This is a genomic window from Pseudomonas fungipugnans (assembly GCF_029955235.1).
In the GTDB taxonomy this organism is placed as follows: Bacteria; Pseudomonadota; Gammaproteobacteria; order Pseudomonadales; family Pseudomonadaceae; genus Aquipseudomonas; species Aquipseudomonas fungipugnans.
On sequence record NZ_JARBWL010000002.1, the window covers coordinates 2,463,979 to 2,480,644 of the forward strand.

A 16,666-nucleotide genomic window follows, 5' to 3' on the forward strand; every position below is an offset into this window, starting at 1 on the left:
AAAGCATGAGCAAGCAGATTCTGATTCTCCCAGGTGATGGTATTGGCCCGGAAATCATGGCCGAAGCCGTCAAGGTGCTGGAGCTGGCGAACGACAAGTACAGCCTGGGCTTTGAACTCAGCCATGACGTGATCGGCGGCGCTGCCATCGACAAGCACGGCGTGCCGCTGGCCGACGAAACCCTGGATCGTGCCCGCGCTGCCGACGCGGTGCTGCTGGGCGCCGTGGGCGGCCCGAAATGGGACACCATCGAGCGCGACATCCGCCCTGAGCGCGGCCTGCTGAAAATCCGTGCGCAACTGGGCCTGTTCGGCAACTTGCGCCCGGCGATCCTTTATCCACAACTGGCCGAGGCGTCGAGCCTGAAAGCCGAAATCGTCGCCGGCCTGGACATCCTGATCGTCCGCGAGCTGACCGGCGGCATCTACTTCGGCGCGCCACGCGGCGTGCGCGAGCTTGAAAACGGTGAACGTCAGGCCTACGACACCCTGCCGTACAGCGAAAGCGAAATCCGCCGCATCGCCCGTGTCGGTTTCGACATGGCCATGGTCCGCGGCAAGAAGCTCTGTTCGGTGGACAAGGCCAACGTGCTGGCGTCCAGCCAACTGTGGCGTGAAGTGGTCGAGCAGGTGGCCAAGGATTACCCTGAAGTCGAACTCAGCCACATGTACGTCGACAACGCCGCCATGCAGCTGGTGCGCGCACCGAAGCAGTTCGACGTGATCGTCACCGACAACCTGTTCGGCGACATCCTGTCCGACGAAGCGTCGATGCTCACCGGCTCCATCGGTATGCTGCCGTCGGCGTCCCTGGATGCCAACAACAAGGGTATGTACGAGCCGTGTCACGGTTCGGCGCCGGACATCGCGGGCAAGGGCATTGCCAACCCGCTGGCGACCATTTTGTCGGTGTCGATGATGTTGCGTTACAGCTTCAACCAGCAGGATGCGGCCGATGCCATCGAGAAGGCGGTGAGCCTGGTACTGGATCAGGGCTTGCGCACCGGCGACATCTGGTCGAGCGGTTGCACCAAAGTCGGTACGCAGCAAATGGGCGACGCAGTAGTCGCCGCGCTGCGGAATCTGTAATCTCTCGGGCCCGCTGCGACTTTCCCCCATGAAAGCAGCGGCCCACTTTTCAAAGAAGGTGTAGTTGCGATGAAACGTGTAGGTCTGATCGGTTGGCGCGGTATGGTCGGTTCCGTGCTCATGCAGCGGATGCTGGAAGAGCAGGATTTCGATCTTATCGAGCCGGTGTTTTTCACCACTTCCAATGTCGGTGGCCAAGGCCCGTCCGTGGGCAAGGACATTGCTCCGCTCAAGGACGCTTACAGCATTGAAGAGCTGAAAACCCTCGACGTGATTCTGACCTGCCAGGGCGGCGACTACACCAGCGAAGTTTTCCCGAAACTGCGCGAAGCCGGTTGGCAGGGTTACTGGATCGACGCCGCTTCCAGCCTGCGCATGCAGGATGATGCGGTGATCGTGCTGGACCCGGTGAACCGCAAGGTCATCGACCAGCAGCTCGACGCGGGCACCAAGAACTACATCGGCGGCAACTGCACCGTCAGCCTGATGCTGATGGGCCTGGGCGGTCTGTTCGAGGCCGGTCTGGTGGAGTGGATGAGCGCCATGACATATCAGGCGGCCTCCGGTGCCGGCGCGCAGAACATGCGTGAACTGATCAAGCAAATGGGCGCCACCCACGCCGCTGTCGCCGATCAACTGGCCGACCCGGCCAGCGCCATCCTCGACATCGACCGCCGTGTCGCCGAAGCCATGCGCAGCGACGCGTACCCGACCGAAAACTTCGGCGTACCGCTGGCCGGCAGCCTGATCCCGTGGATCGACAAGGAACTGCCAAACGGCCAGAGCCGCGAAGAGTGGAAGGCTCAGGCCGAAACCAACAAGATCCTCGGCCGCTTCAAGAACCCGATCCCGGTGGACGGTATCTGCGTGCGCATCGGCGCCATGCGCTGCCACAGCCAGGCGCTGACCATCAAGCTGAACAAAGACGTGCCGATCGCCGACATCGAAGGGCTGATCAGCCAGCACAACCCGTGGGTCAAGCTGGTGCCGAACCAGCGCGAAATCAGCATGCAGGAGCTGAGCCCGACGAAAGTCACCGGCACCCTGAACGTGCCGGTTGGTCGTCTGCGCAAGCTGAACATGGGCACGCAGTACGTCGGCGCGTTCACGGTTGGCGACCAACTGCTGTGGGGCGCGGCCGAACCGCTGCGTCGCATGCTGCGGATTCTGCTTGAGCGTTGATTGCCTGAAGCGCTGAAAGAGCCCGTGCCTTGAAAGAGGTGCGGGTTTTTTTATTCCTGCAGTCTGATATTAGTGGGGTGGCACAGGCGGCACAGATCCCGCCCGAATTGCCTCACCGCCAACCACCCGGTAAAGTGCCGCTCCCCCGTTTCGCCTGAGGTAGAACCATGAGCCAGTCCTTCGATATTGCCGTGATCGGCGCCACCGGTACTGTCGGCGAAACACTCGTCCAGATTCTCGAAGAGCGGGATTTTCCGGTCGCTAACCTGCACTTGCTGGCCAGCAGCGAGTCGGCGGGGCATTCGGTGCCGTTTCGCGGCAAGAACGTGCGCGTGCGTGAAGTCGACGAGTTTGATTTCAGCAAGGTGCAGCTGGTGTTTTTCGCCGCCGGTCCGGCCGTGACCCTGAGTTTCGCTTCCCGCGCCGTCGCTGCCGGTTGCTCGCTGATCGACTTGTCCGGCGCCTTGCCGGCTGATCAGGCGCCACAAGTAGTGCCTGAAGCCAATGCCAAGGTGTTGGCCGGCTTGAAAAAACCGTTCCAGGTCAGCAGCCCGAGTCCGTCGGCCACGACGTTGGCTGTGGTCCTGGCGCCATTGCTGTCAGTCATCGATTTGCAGCGTGTCAACGTGACCGCCAGCCTGGCCGTCTCCGCGCAGGGCCGCGAAGCCGTCACCGAACTGGCTCGCCAGACTGCCGAGTTGCTCAACGTGCGTCCGCTGGAACCGACTTTCTTCGATCGGCAGATGGCGTTCAACCTGCTGGCTCAGGTCGGCAAACCGGACGAGCAGGGGCATACGCTGCTGGAAAAGCGCTGCGTGCGTGAGCTGCGTCAGGTCATGGCCCTGCCTTTATTGAAGATTTCCGTCACTTGCATTCAAGCCCCGGTGTTTTTTGGCGATAGCTTTAGCGTGACCTTGCAGTCAGCGAGCGCCGTGGATCTGGCTAAAGTCAACGCGGCGCTGGAAGATGCACCGGGCATCGAGCTGGTGGAAGCGGGTGATTACCCGACGCCAGTGGGTGACGCGGTGGGGCAGGATGTTGTCTATGTCGGTCGGGTTCGCAGCGGTATTGATGACGTGTCGGAACTTAATGTGTGGTTGACGTCAGATAACGTACGCAAAGGCGCTGCGCTCAATGCTGTGCAGGTGGCTGAGTTGTTGATAAAAGACCTGCTGTAAAAGATACTTGGCAACAATTTGTCGAATGATTCTAGCTGAGCGCTATGCTTGGCCGGAGGGCTTGAAGGCAAGGCACCCTGTGGGGCTTTCCCGGGCATCAAAGAAAACATCGCGCGCGACGACTCTTCGCCGCCGCGCGCAATGCCTTACGGCAGCGGCTATTCAACACCTTCTCGCTGGCCGAGGAATGTTCAAACAAAGGATGAGGCTATGGTTCAAGTTCGCAAACTGGTGTTAGCAATAGCGGCCGCCTCGGCGCTGTCCTCCGGTATGGCGCATGCCCTCGGGCTCGGGGAACTGACCCTGAAATCGACGCAGAACCAGCCGCTGCTGGCGGAAATCGAGCTGCTCGACGTCAAGGACCTCACCGCTGCCGAAGTGGTGCCGAGCCTGGCCTCGCCTGAAGATTTCGCCAAGGCGGGTGTCGATCGCCAGGCCTTTCTCAATGACCTGACGTTTACGCCGGTGATCAACGCCAGCGGCAAAAGCATCCTGCGTGTGACTTCCAGCAAGCCGCTCTCCGAGCCGATGGTGAAATTCCTGGTTCAGGTGATGTGGCCGAGCGGTCGCTTGATGCGCGATTACAGCGTATTGCTCGATCCATCGAAATTCTCCCCGCAAACCGCTGACGCCGCCGCGCAACCCGCGCCGACGCCTGCGATTGCCGCACCGGTGACCGGTGCCACCAAGCCGAGCCAGTACACCACCACGCCGCGCGATACCCTGTGGGAAATCGCGGCGAAGGCCCGTAATGGCGGTTCGGTCCAGCAAACCATGCTGGCAATCCAGGCGCTGAACCCTGATGCCTTTATCGATGGCAACATCAACCGGCTCAAAACCGGCCAGGTGCTGCGCATGCCGGACCCGGTGCAAAGCACCAGCCTGCCGCAATCCAAAGCCATCGCCGAAGTCGCTGCGCAGAACACGGCATGGCGCCAGGGCCGTCGTTATGTGGCCAAGCCTGGCCCCGGCAAGCAGCAGTTGGATGCGACCAAGCGCGGTCGTGCTGACGCAGCGTCGACCCAGGCTGCCAAGGACAACCTGAGCCTGGTCTCGGCCGACACCGGCAAGGGCCGTGGCAAGGGCGCGGCGGGTGATGCCAAGGCCATCAGCAACAAGTTGGCGATCACTCAGGAAAGCCTGGACACGACCCGTCGTGACAACGCCGAACTGAAAAGCCGCATGACTGATCTGCAAAGTCAGCTGGACAAGCTGCAACGCCTGATCGAGCTGAAAAACAACCAATTGGCGAAGATGCAGGCTGAAGGCGTAGGGGGGGCTCCTGCAGCCACCGCCGCTGCTCCGGCGATGTCGGCGGAACTGGCGGCCAATCCTGCCGCGACGCCAACCGCTGCCGCTCCAGCGACGCCTGCGCCTGTGGTCACCGCGCCAGAGGCCACGCCGGCTCCGGCTGAAACACCGATTGAGCCGAAGCCTGCGGCCTCTGACGAGCAGACCTTCAACGAGCTGCTGACCAACCCGATCCTGTTGGGGCTGGTGGGTGGCGGCGCCGTGGTGCTGCTGCTCTTGCTGTTGTTGCTGGCGCGTCGCCGCAAGGCCCAGCAGGAAGCCGAAAAACACCTGCGCATGGCCCGTGCCCTGGCCGAGGAGCAAGAGTTTTCCCCGGAGCAGGACTTGCCGGAAAGCAGCTTCGAAGGCCTTGAAGTACCGCCCCCCGTCGTGAAACTGGCGACACCGCCGGCTCCTGCGCCAGCACCTGCTCCGGTTATTGCGCCTGTGGTGGTCACGCCGCCGATTGCTGCGCCGCTGGTCGCCCCGGCTGCCGAACGTTCTGATGACGTGTTGGGTCAGGCCCAGTCGCACATCAACGCTGGTCGCCTGAATCAGGCCGCCGCGTTGCTGGAAGAGGGCATCAAGCAAGAGCCACAGCGCAGCGATCTGCGTCTGAAGCTGATGGAGGTCTATGGCCAGCAGGGCGACCGTGATGCATTCGTCGGTCAGGAGCGTCAATTGGTGGCCAACGGTGAGAACTTCGCCCAGGTCGAACAGCTGAAAAGCCGCTTCCCGGCGATGGCTGTTGCCGCCGTGGCTGCGGGTGGTATTGCCGCTGCTGCCATTGCTGCCGAACTGGACGCTCAATACGTCAAGGACCTGCTGCTGGACGAGCCGCAAGCGCCTGCTCCTGTAGAAGCATCTGCTCCCGCCGTCGACGACCTCGACAGTGCCTTCGACCTGAGTCTGGATGACCTGGAAGCTGCTTCGCCGGCCGTGGTTGCACCTGCACCGGAGCCTGCCGCCGAGCTGGACGAGTTCCCGCTGGATGACGACCTTAGCTTCGAGTCGGTCTTGCAGCAGCAGACAGACGCCAAGGAAAGCCTCGACGACCTGTCGGATTTCGACCTGGACCTGGACCTCGGTGGCGAAACATCGCCAGCAACCCTGGCCGAGGACGACTTCTTGCTGGATCTGGATGAAGGCGTCAAGGACCTGCCGGGCGTTGAAGTCCCGACGGTGAACGAAGCGGCTCTGGATGACCTTGAACTGCCGGCGGATTTCGATTTGTCGCTGGCCGATGAAATGGCGGCTCCAGAAGCGCCGAACGCGTTCACCAGCGAACTCCACGACGTCAACGCCGAACTCGACCGTCTGTCCCAAAGCATCGGCGAGCCGACGTTCACCGCCGAAGATGCGGCGGCGACCGCTGCCGAGGAGCCTGAGTTCGACTTCCTCTCCGGCACTGATGAAGTTGCCACCAAACTCGACCTGGCTCAGGCCTACATCGACATGGGCGACAACGACGGTGCACGAGACATTCTCAAGGAAGTGGTGACCGAGGGCGATGCCGGGCAGAAGAGCGAAGCGAAGGAAATGCTTTCGCGTCTGGCTTGATGGCTGGGTAAGGTGCAAAAAAAAAACGGCAGCCTATTGAGGCTGCCGTTTTTATTTTGCCGGTAGTGCGAGGGTGCTTTACAGGCTGCCTTCGCGAGCATGCTCGCTCCCACAGGGGTTTTGCGAACGCCACACATCCATACATTCAACGCAAAATCAGCTGAAATGCTTAGGCCAGCAAATCCTCATAAAACGCCCCAAACGGCCGGGTAGGGTGGGCAAGCTGGATCTCCAGAATCCACAACCCCACATTCGGGCAATCCTCGAAACTCCCCAGATCACCCGCGCGATAGATCGCATGCGGAAAGTCACTGACCCGGTGGCCCTTGATCTCCAGGTTCAGCTTCCAGCCCATGGCTGTCGCTTGCTCGTCGGCATAACGGTACAGCTCGGGGCCGGCGACCTGATGGGTCCGCCAGTACGCCTCAACCCGATCAAACAGGGTTTTTGCCGCTGCCGCGCAAGCCTGCATTTCAGGATCATCGCCGACCGTGAAGGTGGCACCTGAATCACCTTCATGAAGGTCCCAGACCACGCCCAGGTCGATAAAGAAAATATCGTTTTCAGCCAGCACCGGATCGCCTTCAGATGGTTGCTTGAAGGTTTTCAGGGTGTTTTCGCCGAAGCGAATCTTCGATGGATGCCAGATGCGGTCCATGCCCAACTCGGTCAGTACTTCGACACTCATGCTCACTGCTTCGGATTCACGCATGCCGGGTTTGACGCGGCGTACCATTTCATCGATGGCTTCCCAGGTCTTGCGTTTGGCGTGGAGCATGCCGTTCAGGCTGTAGGTCGGGCCGACGGCTTCTTTGAGAGTGGCGGTCATCATCAGGTCTCGGTGGGTGGCTGTTTTTCGTTATGTGGGTAGCTATATAGCGAAGTCGACAGGGGCTACGCAATGGCACAAACAGCACGCGCTGCTGGCGTCGTGGTCTGGCGGCCTTATAATGCCTGCCTTTGCTTATATCAGCAGGCTGTTACCCCTTGGCAAATTTAGATAATCCGGCCGCCGAAATGGCGGCCGACGGCTTTTTCCGGATCGCGTTGGGCGTTGAATACAAAGGCTCGCGTTATCGCGGCTGGCAGCGCCAGGCCTCTGGTGTGCCCACGGTCCAGGAAATCCTGGAAAAGGCCTTGTCCAAAGTCGCGAACGCCCCGGTGTCGCTGCACTGCGCCGGGCGCACCGATGCCGGTGTGCATGCCTGTGGGCAAGTGGTGCATTTCGATACTCAGGTCGAGCGTTCGCTGAAAGCCTGGGTCATGGGCGCCAATATCAATTTGCCTCATGACATCAGCGTCAGTTGGGCGAAGGTCATGCCGGCGGATTTTCATGCGCGGTTCAAGGCGATTGCCCGGCGCTATCGCTATGTGATCTACAACGATCAGATTCGCCCGGCGCACCTGAACGAAGAAGTGACCTGGAACCACCGTCCACTGGACGTCGAGCGCATGGCCGAAGCGGCGCAGTACCTGGTTGGCACTCACGATTTCAGCGCTTTCCGCGCCGGACAGTGCCAGGCCAAGTCGCCGATCAAGCAATTGCATCACCTGCGCGTCACCCAGCACGGCAAGATGATCGTCCTGGACATCCGCGCCAACGCGTTCCTGCACCACATGGTGCGCAATATTGCCGGGGTACTGATGACCATCGGTGCCGGCGAGCGCCCGGTGGAATGGATGAAAGAGGTGCTGGAGAGTCGTGTGCGTCGCACCGGCGGGGTCACGGCGCACCCCTTTGGCCTGTATCTGGTGCAGGTTGAATACCGCGACGAGTTCCCGTTGCCCGAGCGTTACATCGGGCCGCACTTCTTGACCGGCTTCACGGAACTTGACGGCTGACGCCCTCGAACGCTTTTGTTACCATCCGGGACTTTCCCTGATTGGCCTTGGAGTTTCATCGACATGTCAGCCGTTCGCAGCAAGATTTGCGGGATTACCCGCATAGAAGACGCGTTGGCGGCGGTCGAGGCCGGGGCCGATGCGATCGGTTTTGTGTTTTACGCCAAAAGCCCCCGGGCGGTGACGTTTCAGCAGGCCAGGGCGATCATCAAGGCTTTGCCGCCGTTCGTGACCACTGTGGGGTTGTTCGTCAATGCCAGCCGTTGCGAGCTGGGGGAAATCCTCGACGCCGTGCCGCTGGACCTGTTGCAGTTCCACGGTGATGAAGCCGTCGCCGAGTGTGAAAGCTGGAACCGGCCGTACATCAAGGCGCTGCGAGTCAAGGCCGGTGATGACATTGCGGCGGCGTGCGATGCTTTTCCGAGTGCCAGCGGTATTTTGCTCGATGCCTATGTCGAGGGCGTCCCTGGCGGAACCGGCGAAGCGTTCGACTGGTCTCTGATACCGCAAGGCCTGAGCAAGCCGATCATCCTCGCGGGCGGTCTGAATCCGGAAAATGTCGCCGAGGCAATCGCCCGGGTCCGGCCTTATGCGGTGGACGTCAGCGGTGGGGTAGAAGCGAGCAAGGGCATCAAGGATCACGCAAAGATTCAGGCATTCATCAAAGCGGTGCGCTTACGTTGATGTGACGGCTGGCACACTGCCGCCGTCCACAGGCATGGCTGAGGGGTTTTGGGTTGTACGCAGGTCACGTTTCGTTGACCCGGCAGCCCGGCGATCATCGCCACACATATGAATTTAGCTCAAGGGCATACGCGGGGCCGCGAACCAAAGCGTTCGGGCCGCCGGTACTGGAGAAAGAAAGCATGAGCAACTGGTTAGTAGACAAACTGATCCCTTCGATCATGCGTTCCGAGGTCAAGAAGAGCTCGGTGCCTGAAGGTCTGTGGCACAAATGCCCGTCTTGCGAGGCTGTGCTGTATCGTCCGGAGCTGGAAAAGACCCTGGACGTTTGCCCCAAGTGCAACCACCACATGCGTATCGGCGCTCGCGCCCGTATCGACATTTTCCTCGACGCCGAAGGCCGTGCCGAACTGGGCGCGGACCTGGAGCCGGTTGACCGTCTGAAATTCCGCGACGGCAAGAAGTACAAGGATCGCCTGACCGCCGCGCAAAAGGCGACCGGCGAAAAAGACGCACTGATCTCCATGAGCGGCACCCTGCTGGGCATGCCGGTCGTCGTGTCGGCGTTCGAATTCTCCTTCATGGGCGGCTCGATGGGCGCCATCGTCGGTGAGCGCTTTGTTCGTGCCGCCAACTATGCGCTGGAAAACAAGTGCCCGATGATCTGCTTCGCCGCCTCCGGTGGTGCGCGGATGCAGGAAGCGCTGATCTCCCTGATGCAAATGGCCAAGACCTCTGCGGTGCTGGCGCGTCTGCGTGAAGAAGGCATTCCGTTCATCTCCGTGCTGACCGACCCGGTCTACGGTGGTGTTTCCGCCAGTCTGGCGATGCTGGGCGACGTGATCGTCGGCGAGCCAAAGGCCCTGATCGGCTTTGCCGGCCCGCGCGTGATCGAGCAAACCGTGCGTGAAAAACTGCCGGAAGGCTTCCAGCGCAGCGAATTCCTGCTGGAACACGGCGCGATCGACATGATCGTTCACCGTCAGGAGCTGCGTCCGCGTCTGGGTAACCTGCTGGCGCAAATGATGGGCCTGCCGACGCCGACTTTCGTCGCGGCACCTATCGAGCCGATCGTGGTTCCACCGGTACCTGCGAACATATGACCGAGCGCACCCTTGGCGAGTGGCTCGCCTACCTTGAACAGTTGCACCCTTCGGCCATCGACATGGGGCTGGAGCGTTCGCAACAGGTAGCGTCCCGCATGGGGCTGGGCAAGCCGGCACCGAGGGTGATTACGGTCACAGGCACCAACGGCAAGGGTTCTACCTGCGCATTCGTGGCTTCGTTGCTGCGGGCGCAGGGCCTGAGCGTTGGCGTCTACAATTCTCCGCACCTGCTGCGTTACAACGAGCGGGTGCAAGTCAATGGCGTCGAAGCCACTGACGCCGAGCTGTGCGAAGCCTTTGCCGCCGTTGAGGCGGGCCGTGGCGACACTTCCCTGACTTACTTCGAAATGGGCACCCTAGCGGCGTTCTGGCTGTTCACACAGGCCAATCTTGATGCAGTGGTACTGGAAGTCGGGCTGGGCGGGCGTCTGGATACCGTCAATGTGGTCGATGCCGATATTGCATTGGTCACCAGCATCGGTGTCGATCATGCGGATTACCTGGGCAATACCCGCGAATCCGTGGCCTTCGAGAAAGCCGGCATTTTCCGCCAGGGCGCACCTGCGCTCTGTGGCGATCTGAATCCTCCACAACCGTTGCTGGACAAGGTGCGCGAGCTCAGTTGCCCGTTTTTTCCTGCGCGGTCGCGATTTTGATCTCGGTATCACCGAACACAACTGGCAATGGCGCGGCGTTGACGCCAAGGGGCGTGTGGTCGAATTGCACGACCTGCCGTTGCTGGATCTGCCGATGGAAAACGCCGCACTGGCCTTGCAGGCGTATCTGTTGCTCGATTTGCCGTGGGTCGATGCGCAAATCATTGAAGCCTTGAGCGCCACTCGCGTGGTCGGTCGTCTCGACCGCCGTCAATTCGACTGGCAGGGCAAGCGCCTGAATTTGATGCTGGATGTGGGGCATAACCCGCATGCCGCCGAGTACCTGGCGCGCCGTCTGGCCAGTCGTCCGCCGGTCGGCAAGCGCCTGGCGGTGTTCGGCTTGCTGTCGGACAAGGATCTGGATGGTGTTGTCGGCGAATTGAATGCTAGTGTCCAGCACTGGGCTGTTGCGCCGCTGGATTCGCCGCGTTCGCGCCCGGTTGCCGAATTAGAGGCCGCCTTGCAGAACCTTGGCGCTTCAGTAACGTCCTATGCCAGCGTGGCTGCTGCTCTGGAAGGGCAGTGTGCGCAAGCAACCAGCGACGACGAAATTCTGTTGTTCGGATCATTTTATTGTGTCGCCGAGGCCCTTGAATGGCTGGCCCGGCGCTCCACGGAGGAAGCGGCAAATGGCTTTGCTGGATAAAGCGTACAAGCAGCGCATGGTCGGTGCCCTGGTGCTGGTGGCGCTGGCAGTGATTTTTCTGCCGATGCTGTTTTCCCGTCAGGATGAACAGCGTCAGGTGGTGGTCGAAGCGCCTGCCGCGCCGCATGCGCCTGCGTTGCCGCAAGTGCAGGTGCAGCCAGTGGTCGTGCCTGAGCCGCAAGCGTTGCCTCAGGAACCGGTGCCAAGCGATGATGACATTGCCGAACAGCAAGCGCCGTCGACACCGATTGCTCCGGCACCAGCGCCCGTTGCCAAGCCGGTAGCGCAAGCGCAAGCGCCAGCACCTGCGGCCAAGCCAGCGCCGGCACCGGCCCAGCCGATTGCCGCTGCGCCGGCAAAACCGGACACCACCCAGAGCCGCGTCGATGCCAATGGCCTGTCAATCAGCTGGTCGGTGCAACTGGCCAGCCTGTCGAGTCGTGACAGCGCCGAGTCCTTGCAGAAAACCCTGCGCAGCCAAGGCTATAACGCCTACATTCGTTCGGCTGACGGCAAGAATCGGGTGTTTGTCGGTCCGCTGATCGAGCGCGCCGAAGCCGATCGCCTGCGTGACTTGTTGGGCCGCCAGCAGAACCTCAAGGGTTTTGTGGTGCGTTTCCAGCCTGAGCGCGGTTAACGCTATCGCCTTGATTTGCAATGCACTGACAATCGCAGCTTACCGATAAGCATGGGCTCTGCTAAAATGCGCCGCCTTATCCGTCTGTAGGCTGCACTGTGCCATTTACCTGGGTTGACTGGGCGATCGTTGCAATCGTCGCCATCTCCGCATTGATCAGTTTGAGCCGCGGCTTCGTCAAGGAAGCGCTATCGCTGGTGACCTGGATCATCGCAGGAGTCGTCGCCTGGATGTTCGGTGGTTCATTGTCCGAGTACCTCGCCGGATACATCGAAACGCCGTCGGCTCGCGTGATCGCGGGCTGTGCCATCATGTTTGTCGCCACGTTAATCGTGGGCGCAATGATCAATTATCTTATCGGCGAACTGGTTCGCGTCACCGGACTCTCCGGGACCGACCGATTCCTCGGCATGGCCTTCGGCGCCGCGCGTGGCGTGTTGCTGGTGGTCGTGGCGGTCGGGCTCTTGAGCCTGGGGCCGGTACAGCAGGACGGGTGGTGGAAAGAATCACAACTCGTGCCAAAATTTTTATTGGTTGCAGACTGGTCCAAAAACCTGATCCTGGGGTGGAGCAGTCAGTGGCTTGCCAGCGGTATCAGCGTACCCGCTGAACTACCGTTCAAGGAGCATCTCTTGCCGACGGCCAAAACGCCTCAGTGAGTTGTGTTCAGTTCAGATCCATTAAGTAGGGGTTGCGTCGCATGTGTGGCATCGTCGGTATCGTCGGTAAGTCGAACGTCAATCAGGCGCTGTATGACGCGCTAACCGTCCTCCAGCACCGCGGCCAGGACGCTGCCGGTATTGTCACCAGCCATGATGGCCGGTTATTCCTGCGCAAGGACAATGGTCTGGTGCGTGACGTGTTTCATCAGCGTCATATGCAGCGCCTGGTCGGTCACATGGGTATCGGCCATGTGCGTTACCCGACCGCAGGCAGCTCGACGTCGGCCGAAGCTCAACCGTTTTACGTCAACTCGCCTTACGGCATCACCCTGGCGCACAACGGCAATCTGACCAACGTTGAACAACTGGCCAAGGAGATTTACGAATCTGACCTGCGCCACGTCAACACCAATTCCGATTCGGAAGTGCTGCTCAACGTGTTCGCACACGAGCTGGCCCAGCGCGGCAAATTGCAGCCGACCGAAGAAGACGTGTTTGCTGCCGTCACTGACGTGCACAACCGTTGCGTCGGTGGCTACGCCGTCGTGGCGATGGTGACCGGTTACGGTATCGTCGGCTTCCGCGACCCGCACGGCATCCGTCCGATCGTCTTCGGCCAGCGTCATACCGACGAAGGCGTCGAGTACATGATCGCCTCCGAAAGCGTGTCCCTGGACGTGCTCGGGTTCACCCTGATTCGCGACCTGGCACCGGGCGAAGCGGTCTACATCACTGAAGACGGCAAGCTGCACACCCGTCAGTGTGCGACCAACCCGTCCCTGACCCCGTGCATCTTCGAACACGTCTACCTGGCGCGTCCGGATTCGATCATCGACGGCGTGTCGGTCTACAAGGCCCGTCTGCGCATGGGTGAGAAACTCGCCGACAAGATCCTGCGCGAGCGTCCTGAGCACGATATCGACGTGGTCATCCCGATCCCGGACACCAGCCGCACTGCGGCCCTGGAGCTGGCGAACCACCTGGGCGTGAAATTCCGCGAAGGCTTCGTGAAGAACCGCTACATCGGCCGCACCTTCATCATGCCGGGCCAGGCTGCGCGGAAAAAATCCGTACGCCAGAAGCTCAACGCCATCGAGCTGGAATTTCGCGGCAAGAACGTGATGCTGGTGGACGACTCGATCGTTCGCGGCACGACGTGCAAGCAGATTATCCAGATGGCTCGCGAAGCCGGCGCCAAGAACGTCTACTTCTGTTCCGCCGCCCCGGCCGTTCGTTACCCGAACGTCTACGGCATCGACATGCCAAGCGCTCACGAGCTGATCGCGCACAACCGTTCGACCCAGGACGTGGCCGACCTGATCGGCGCCGACTGGCTGATCTATCAGGACTTGCCTGACTTGATCGAAGCGGTCGGTGGCGGCAAGATCAAGATCGAGAAGTTCGATTGCGCGGTGTTCGACGGCCAGTACGTCACCGGTGATATCGACGAGGCTTACCTGAATAAGATCGAGCAGGCACGCAACGATGCCTCCAAGGTCAAGACCCAGGCAGTCAGTGCGATCATTGATCTGTACAACAACTGAGTTTCTACCGGCCCTGAGGGGCCGGTTTTGTATCTACTGTTTGTATTTCCGAGAATAGGGCAAGGAGTGACAGCATGAGTCAGGATTGGGATGCCGGTCGGCTGGACAGCGACCTCGAAGGCGTAGCGTTCGATACCCTGGCCGTACGCGCCGGCCAGCACCGCACGCCGGAAGGCGAACACGGTGATCCGATGTTCTTCACTTCCAGCTACGTCTTCCGTACCGCTGCCGACGCCGCCGCACGGTTTGCCGGCGAAGTGCCGGGCAACGTCTACTCGCGCTACACCAACCCGACCGTGCGCTCGTTCGAGGAGCGTATTGCCGCGCTGGAAGGCGCCGAGCAGGCCGTGGCCACCGCCACCGGCATGGCCGCGATCATGGCAGTGGTGATGAGCCTGTGCAGTGCTGGCGATCATGTGCTGGTATCGCGCAGCGTGTTCGGTTCGACCATCAGCCTGTTCGAAAAGTACTTCAAGCGTTTTGGTGTCGAAGTCGACTACGTGCCGCTGGCTGAATTGTCCGGCTGGGAGGCGGCGATCAAGGCCAACACCAAATTGCTGTTCGTCGAATCGCCGTCCAACCCGCTGGCTGAGCTGGTGGACATTGCGGCGCTGTCGAAAATCGCTCACGCCAAAGGCGCGATGCTGGTGGTCGACAACTGCTTCTGTACCCCGGCCCTGCAACAGCCGCTGAAGATGGGCGCGGACATCGTCGTGCACTCGGCGACCAAGTTCATCGACGGCCAGGGCCGTTGCATGGGTGGCGTGGTGGCCGGTCGCAGCGAGCAGATGAAAGAAGTGGTCGGTTTCCTGCGCACTGCCGGGCCAACCCTGAGCCCGTTCAATGCCTGGATCTTCCTCAAGGGCCTGGAAACCCTGAACCTGCGGATGAAGGCGCACTGCGCCAACGCCCAGCAACTGGCCGAATGGCTGGAGCAGCAGGACGGCATCGAGAAAGTCCATTACGCCGGTCTCAAGAGCCATCCGCAGCATGAGCTGGCCCAGCGTCAGCAGAAAGGCTTCGGGGCGGTTGTGAGCTTTGAGGTCAAGGGCGGCAAAGAGGGCGCCTGGCGCTTTATCGATGCGACCCGTTTGATTTCCATTACCGCCAACCTCGGCGACAGCAAAACCACCATCACGCACCCAAGCACCACGTCCCATGGTCGTCTGGCGCCAGCCGAGCGTGAAGCGGCAGGTATTCGTGACAGCCTGATCCGCATCGCGGTCGGCCTGGAAGATGTTGCAGACCTGCAAGCCGATCTGGCGCGCGGGTTGGCGGCGTTGTGATCGAGTTGGCGACGCCGACGACCGGTACCAATGGCCGCGTTGCACTGGTCACCGGTGCTGCGCGTGGCATTGGTCTGGGTATCGCCGCCTGGCTGATCAGCGAAGGCTGGCAGGTGGTGCTGACGGATCTGGACCGCGTGCGGGGTTCGAAAGTGGCGAAGGTGCTGGGCGATAACGCCTGGTTCATCGCCATGGACGTGGCGGACGAGGCTCAGGTAAGGCTTGGTGTGGCCGAGGTGCTGGGGCAATTCGGGCGCCTGGATGCGCTGGTGTGCAATGCAGCCGTTGCTGATCCGCACAACATCACACTGGAGAGCCTGGACCTGGCGTACTGGAATCGGGTGTTGGCGGTGAATCTCAGCGGGCCGATGCTGTTGGCCAAGCATTGTGCGCCGTACCTGCGCGCTCACAACGGTGCCATCGTCAACCTGGCCTCGACCCGTGCTGCGCAGTCGGAGCCCGACAGCGAGGCTTACGCGGCGAGCAAGGGCGGGTTGTTGGCCCTGACTCACGCCTTGGCTATCAGCTTGGGGCCGGAGATTCGCGTCAACGCGGTCAGCCCTGGCTGGATCGATGCGCGAGACCCGGCAGTGCGTCGTGCCGAGCCGCTGACCGATGCCGATCATGCCCAGCATCCGGCGGGCAGGGTAGGGACGGTCGAAGACGTCGCGGCGATGGTTGCATGGCTGTTGTCGCGCAATGCCGGCTTCGTCACGGGCCAGGAGTTCGTGGTGGATGGCGGCATGACCAAGAAGATGATTTACAGCGAGTAATTTGGGTAGGGACTCTGTCTTCCTCAATGATGCTGATTGCGCCGTCCTCTTCGCGAGCAGGCTCGCTCCCACAGTAGAAAGCATGTTGCCTGAAGAAACGCGATCCATTGTGGGAGCGAGCCTGCTCGCGAAAGCGGTCTGACAGTTACCGGCCTCGTCCGGAATCACCTGATTTAGTCTTTTTCAGAAAAACTTCAATCCTGCTATTGACTTAGGTTCGCTACCTGCGTAAATTTCGCGGCCTCGGAGATGCAAACGGGTGATTAGCTCAGCTGGGAGAGCGTCTGCCTTACAAGCAGAATGTCGGCGGTTCGATCCCGTCATCACCCACCACTTCCGAGAGTCTTGCGAGAGCAAGATGGAAGCTTTTAAAAGCCTCCACCGACGCGCAGCGGTAGTTCAGTCGGTTAGAATACCGGCCTGTCACGCCGGGGGTCGCGGGTTCGAGTCCCGTCCGCTGCGCCATATTTTCCGAGTCAGGCTTGCTTGATTCGAGATTGAAAAGCTTCTGAGTTTTCAATCAGACGAGTTA

13 protein-coding genes, 2 tRNA genes and 1 pseudogene are annotated in these 16,666 nt (G+C 60.9%); 15 read left to right on the forward strand and 1 reads right to left on the reverse strand.

The genetic code is table 11. The annotated features are described in order from the left end of the window. The first annotated feature begins 5 nt into the window (after positions 1-5). The 4 genes from leuB to POF45_RS26405 all read left to right on the forward strand — a co-directional run bounded on the left by leuB (position 6) and on the right by POF45_RS26405 (position 6,298). Positions 6-1,088 carry a 3-isopropylmalate dehydrogenase gene (gene leuB / locus POF45_RS26390; RefSeq protein WP_259501750.1) on the forward strand — a complete coding sequence of 361 codons (1,083 nt, stop codon included), beginning with the start codon at positions 6-8 and terminating at the stop codon, positions 1,086-1,088. Positions 1,089-1,157: 69 nt separating this feature from the next. Then, the gene (gene asd / locus POF45_RS26395; RefSeq protein ID WP_259501758.1) at positions 1,158-2,270 is read left to right on the forward strand and encodes an aspartate-semialdehyde dehydrogenase; all 1,113 of its coding nucleotides are present in this window, start codon (positions 1,158-1,160) and stop codon (positions 2,268-2,270) included. A gap of 167 nt (positions 2,271-2,437) precedes the next feature. Beyond that, complete coding sequence (locus tag POF45_RS26400) at positions 2,438-3,448, forward strand: aspartate-semialdehyde dehydrogenase (RefSeq protein WP_282317067.1); 1,011 nt, start codon at positions 2,438-2,440, stop codon at positions 3,446-3,448. Between the two features lie 210 nt (positions 3,449-3,658). Then, positions 3,659-6,298 carry a motility hub landmark protein FimV gene (locus tag POF45_RS26405; RefSeq protein ID WP_282317068.1) on the forward strand — a complete coding sequence of 880 codons (2,640 nt, stop codon included), beginning with the start codon at positions 3,659-3,661 and terminating at the stop codon, positions 6,296-6,298. A gap of 169 nt (positions 6,299-6,467) precedes the next feature. Here the strand turns inward: POF45_RS26405 and POF45_RS26410 are convergent, their stop codons facing one another. After that, positions 6,468-7,127: an aminopeptidase P family protein gene (locus POF45_RS26410; protein ID WP_259503129.1), complete on the reverse strand. Its 660-nt coding sequence runs from the start codon at positions 7,125-7,127 to the stop codon at positions 6,468-6,470. 188 nt (positions 7,128-7,315) lie between these two features. Between POF45_RS26410 and truA the strand changes: the two genes are divergently transcribed. The 11 genes and pseudogenes from truA (at position 7,316) to POF45_RS26465 (ending at position 16,599) form a co-directional block, all read left to right on the forward strand. Further along, entirely contained in the window at positions 7,316-8,140 is an 825-nt protein-coding gene (gene truA, locus POF45_RS26415; protein WP_409077952.1) for a tRNA pseudouridine(38-40) synthase TruA, read from the forward strand. 63 nt (positions 8,141-8,203) lie between these two features. Continuing rightward, entirely contained in the window at positions 8,204-8,824 is a 621-nt protein-coding gene (locus POF45_RS26420) for a phosphoribosylanthranilate isomerase (protein ID WP_259501778.1), read from the forward strand. Between the two features lie 182 nt (positions 8,825-9,006). Continuing rightward, positions 9,007-9,927, forward strand: coding sequence for an acetyl-CoA carboxylase, carboxyltransferase subunit beta (accD, locus tag POF45_RS26425; protein ID WP_282317069.1), 921 nt, complete (start codon positions 9,007-9,009; stop codon positions 9,925-9,927). Beyond that, positions 9,924-11,232: pseudogene (folC, locus tag POF45_RS26430) on the forward strand (bifunctional tetrahydrofolate synthase/dihydrofolate synthase). The gene accD and the pseudogene folC overlap by 4 nt, the downstream one beginning before the upstream one ends. Continuing rightward, the gene (locus POF45_RS26435; RefSeq protein WP_259501785.1) at positions 11,216-11,869 is read left to right on the forward strand and encodes an SPOR domain-containing protein; all 654 of its coding nucleotides are present in this window, start codon (positions 11,216-11,218) and stop codon (positions 11,867-11,869) included. The pseudogene folC and the gene POF45_RS26435 overlap by 17 nt, the downstream one beginning before the upstream one ends. 98 nt (positions 11,870-11,967) lie before the next feature. Continuing rightward, a complete protein-coding gene (locus POF45_RS26440; RefSeq protein ID WP_259501786.1) occupies positions 11,968-12,528 on the forward strand; it encodes a CvpA family protein in 561 nt (186 codons plus the stop codon). 41 nt (positions 12,529-12,569) lie between these two features. Further along, a complete protein-coding gene (purF, locus tag POF45_RS26445; protein ID WP_259501789.1) occupies positions 12,570-14,075 on the forward strand; it encodes an amidophosphoribosyltransferase in 1,506 nt (501 codons plus the stop codon). Between the two features lie 74 nt (positions 14,076-14,149). Next, positions 14,150-15,361, forward strand: a complete 1,212-nt coding sequence (locus POF45_RS26450) for an O-succinylhomoserine sulfhydrylase (RefSeq protein WP_282317070.1) — start codon at positions 14,150-14,152, stop codon at positions 15,359-15,361. Further along, positions 15,358-16,134, forward strand: coding sequence for an SDR family oxidoreductase (locus tag POF45_RS26455; RefSeq protein WP_259501793.1), 777 nt, complete (start codon positions 15,358-15,360; stop codon positions 16,132-16,134). The genes POF45_RS26450 and POF45_RS26455 overlap by 4 nt, the downstream gene beginning before the upstream one ends. Positions 16,135-16,391: 257 nt before the next feature. Then, positions 16,392-16,467: transfer RNA gene (locus tag POF45_RS26460), tRNA-Val, on the forward strand. 55 nt (positions 16,468-16,522) lie between these two features. Beyond that, positions 16,523-16,599, forward strand: a tRNA-Asp gene (locus tag POF45_RS26465). Positions 16,600-16,666 lie beyond the last annotated feature (67 nt).

Coding starts and splice junctions, on each gene's coding strand:
- leuB (WP_259501750.1), top strand. CDS start 6: ATGAGCAAGCAGATTCTGATTCTCCCAGGTGATGGTATTGGCCCGGAA.
- asd (WP_259501758.1), top strand. CDS start 1,158: ATGAAACGTGTAGGTCTGATCGGTTGGCGCGGTATGGTCGGTTCCGTG.
- POF45_RS26400 (WP_282317067.1), top strand. CDS start 2,438: ATGAGCCAGTCCTTCGATATTGCCGTGATCGGCGCCACCGGTACTGTC.
- POF45_RS26405 (WP_282317068.1), top strand. CDS start 3,659: ATGGTTCAAGTTCGCAAACTGGTGTTAGCAATAGCGGCCGCCTCGGCG.
- POF45_RS26410 (WP_259503129.1), bottom strand. CDS start 7,127: ATGACCGCCACTCTCAAAGAAGCCGTCGGCCCGACCTACAGCCTGAAC.
- truA (WP_409077952.1), top strand. CDS start 7,316: ATGGCGGCCGACGGCTTTTTCCGGATCGCGTTGGGCGTTGAATACAAA.
- POF45_RS26420 (WP_259501778.1), top strand. CDS start 8,204: ATGTCAGCCGTTCGCAGCAAGATTTGCGGGATTACCCGCATAGAAGAC.
- accD (WP_282317069.1), top strand. CDS start 9,007: ATGAGCAACTGGTTAGTAGACAAACTGATCCCTTCGATCATGCGTTCC.
- POF45_RS26435 (WP_259501785.1), top strand. CDS start 11,216: ATGGCTTTGCTGGATAAAGCGTACAAGCAGCGCATGGTCGGTGCCCTG.
- purF (WP_259501789.1), top strand. CDS start 12,570: ATGTGTGGCATCGTCGGTATCGTCGGTAAGTCGAACGTCAATCAGGCG.
- POF45_RS26450 (WP_282317070.1), top strand. CDS start 14,150: ATGAGTCAGGATTGGGATGCCGGTCGGCTGGACAGCGACCTCGAAGGC.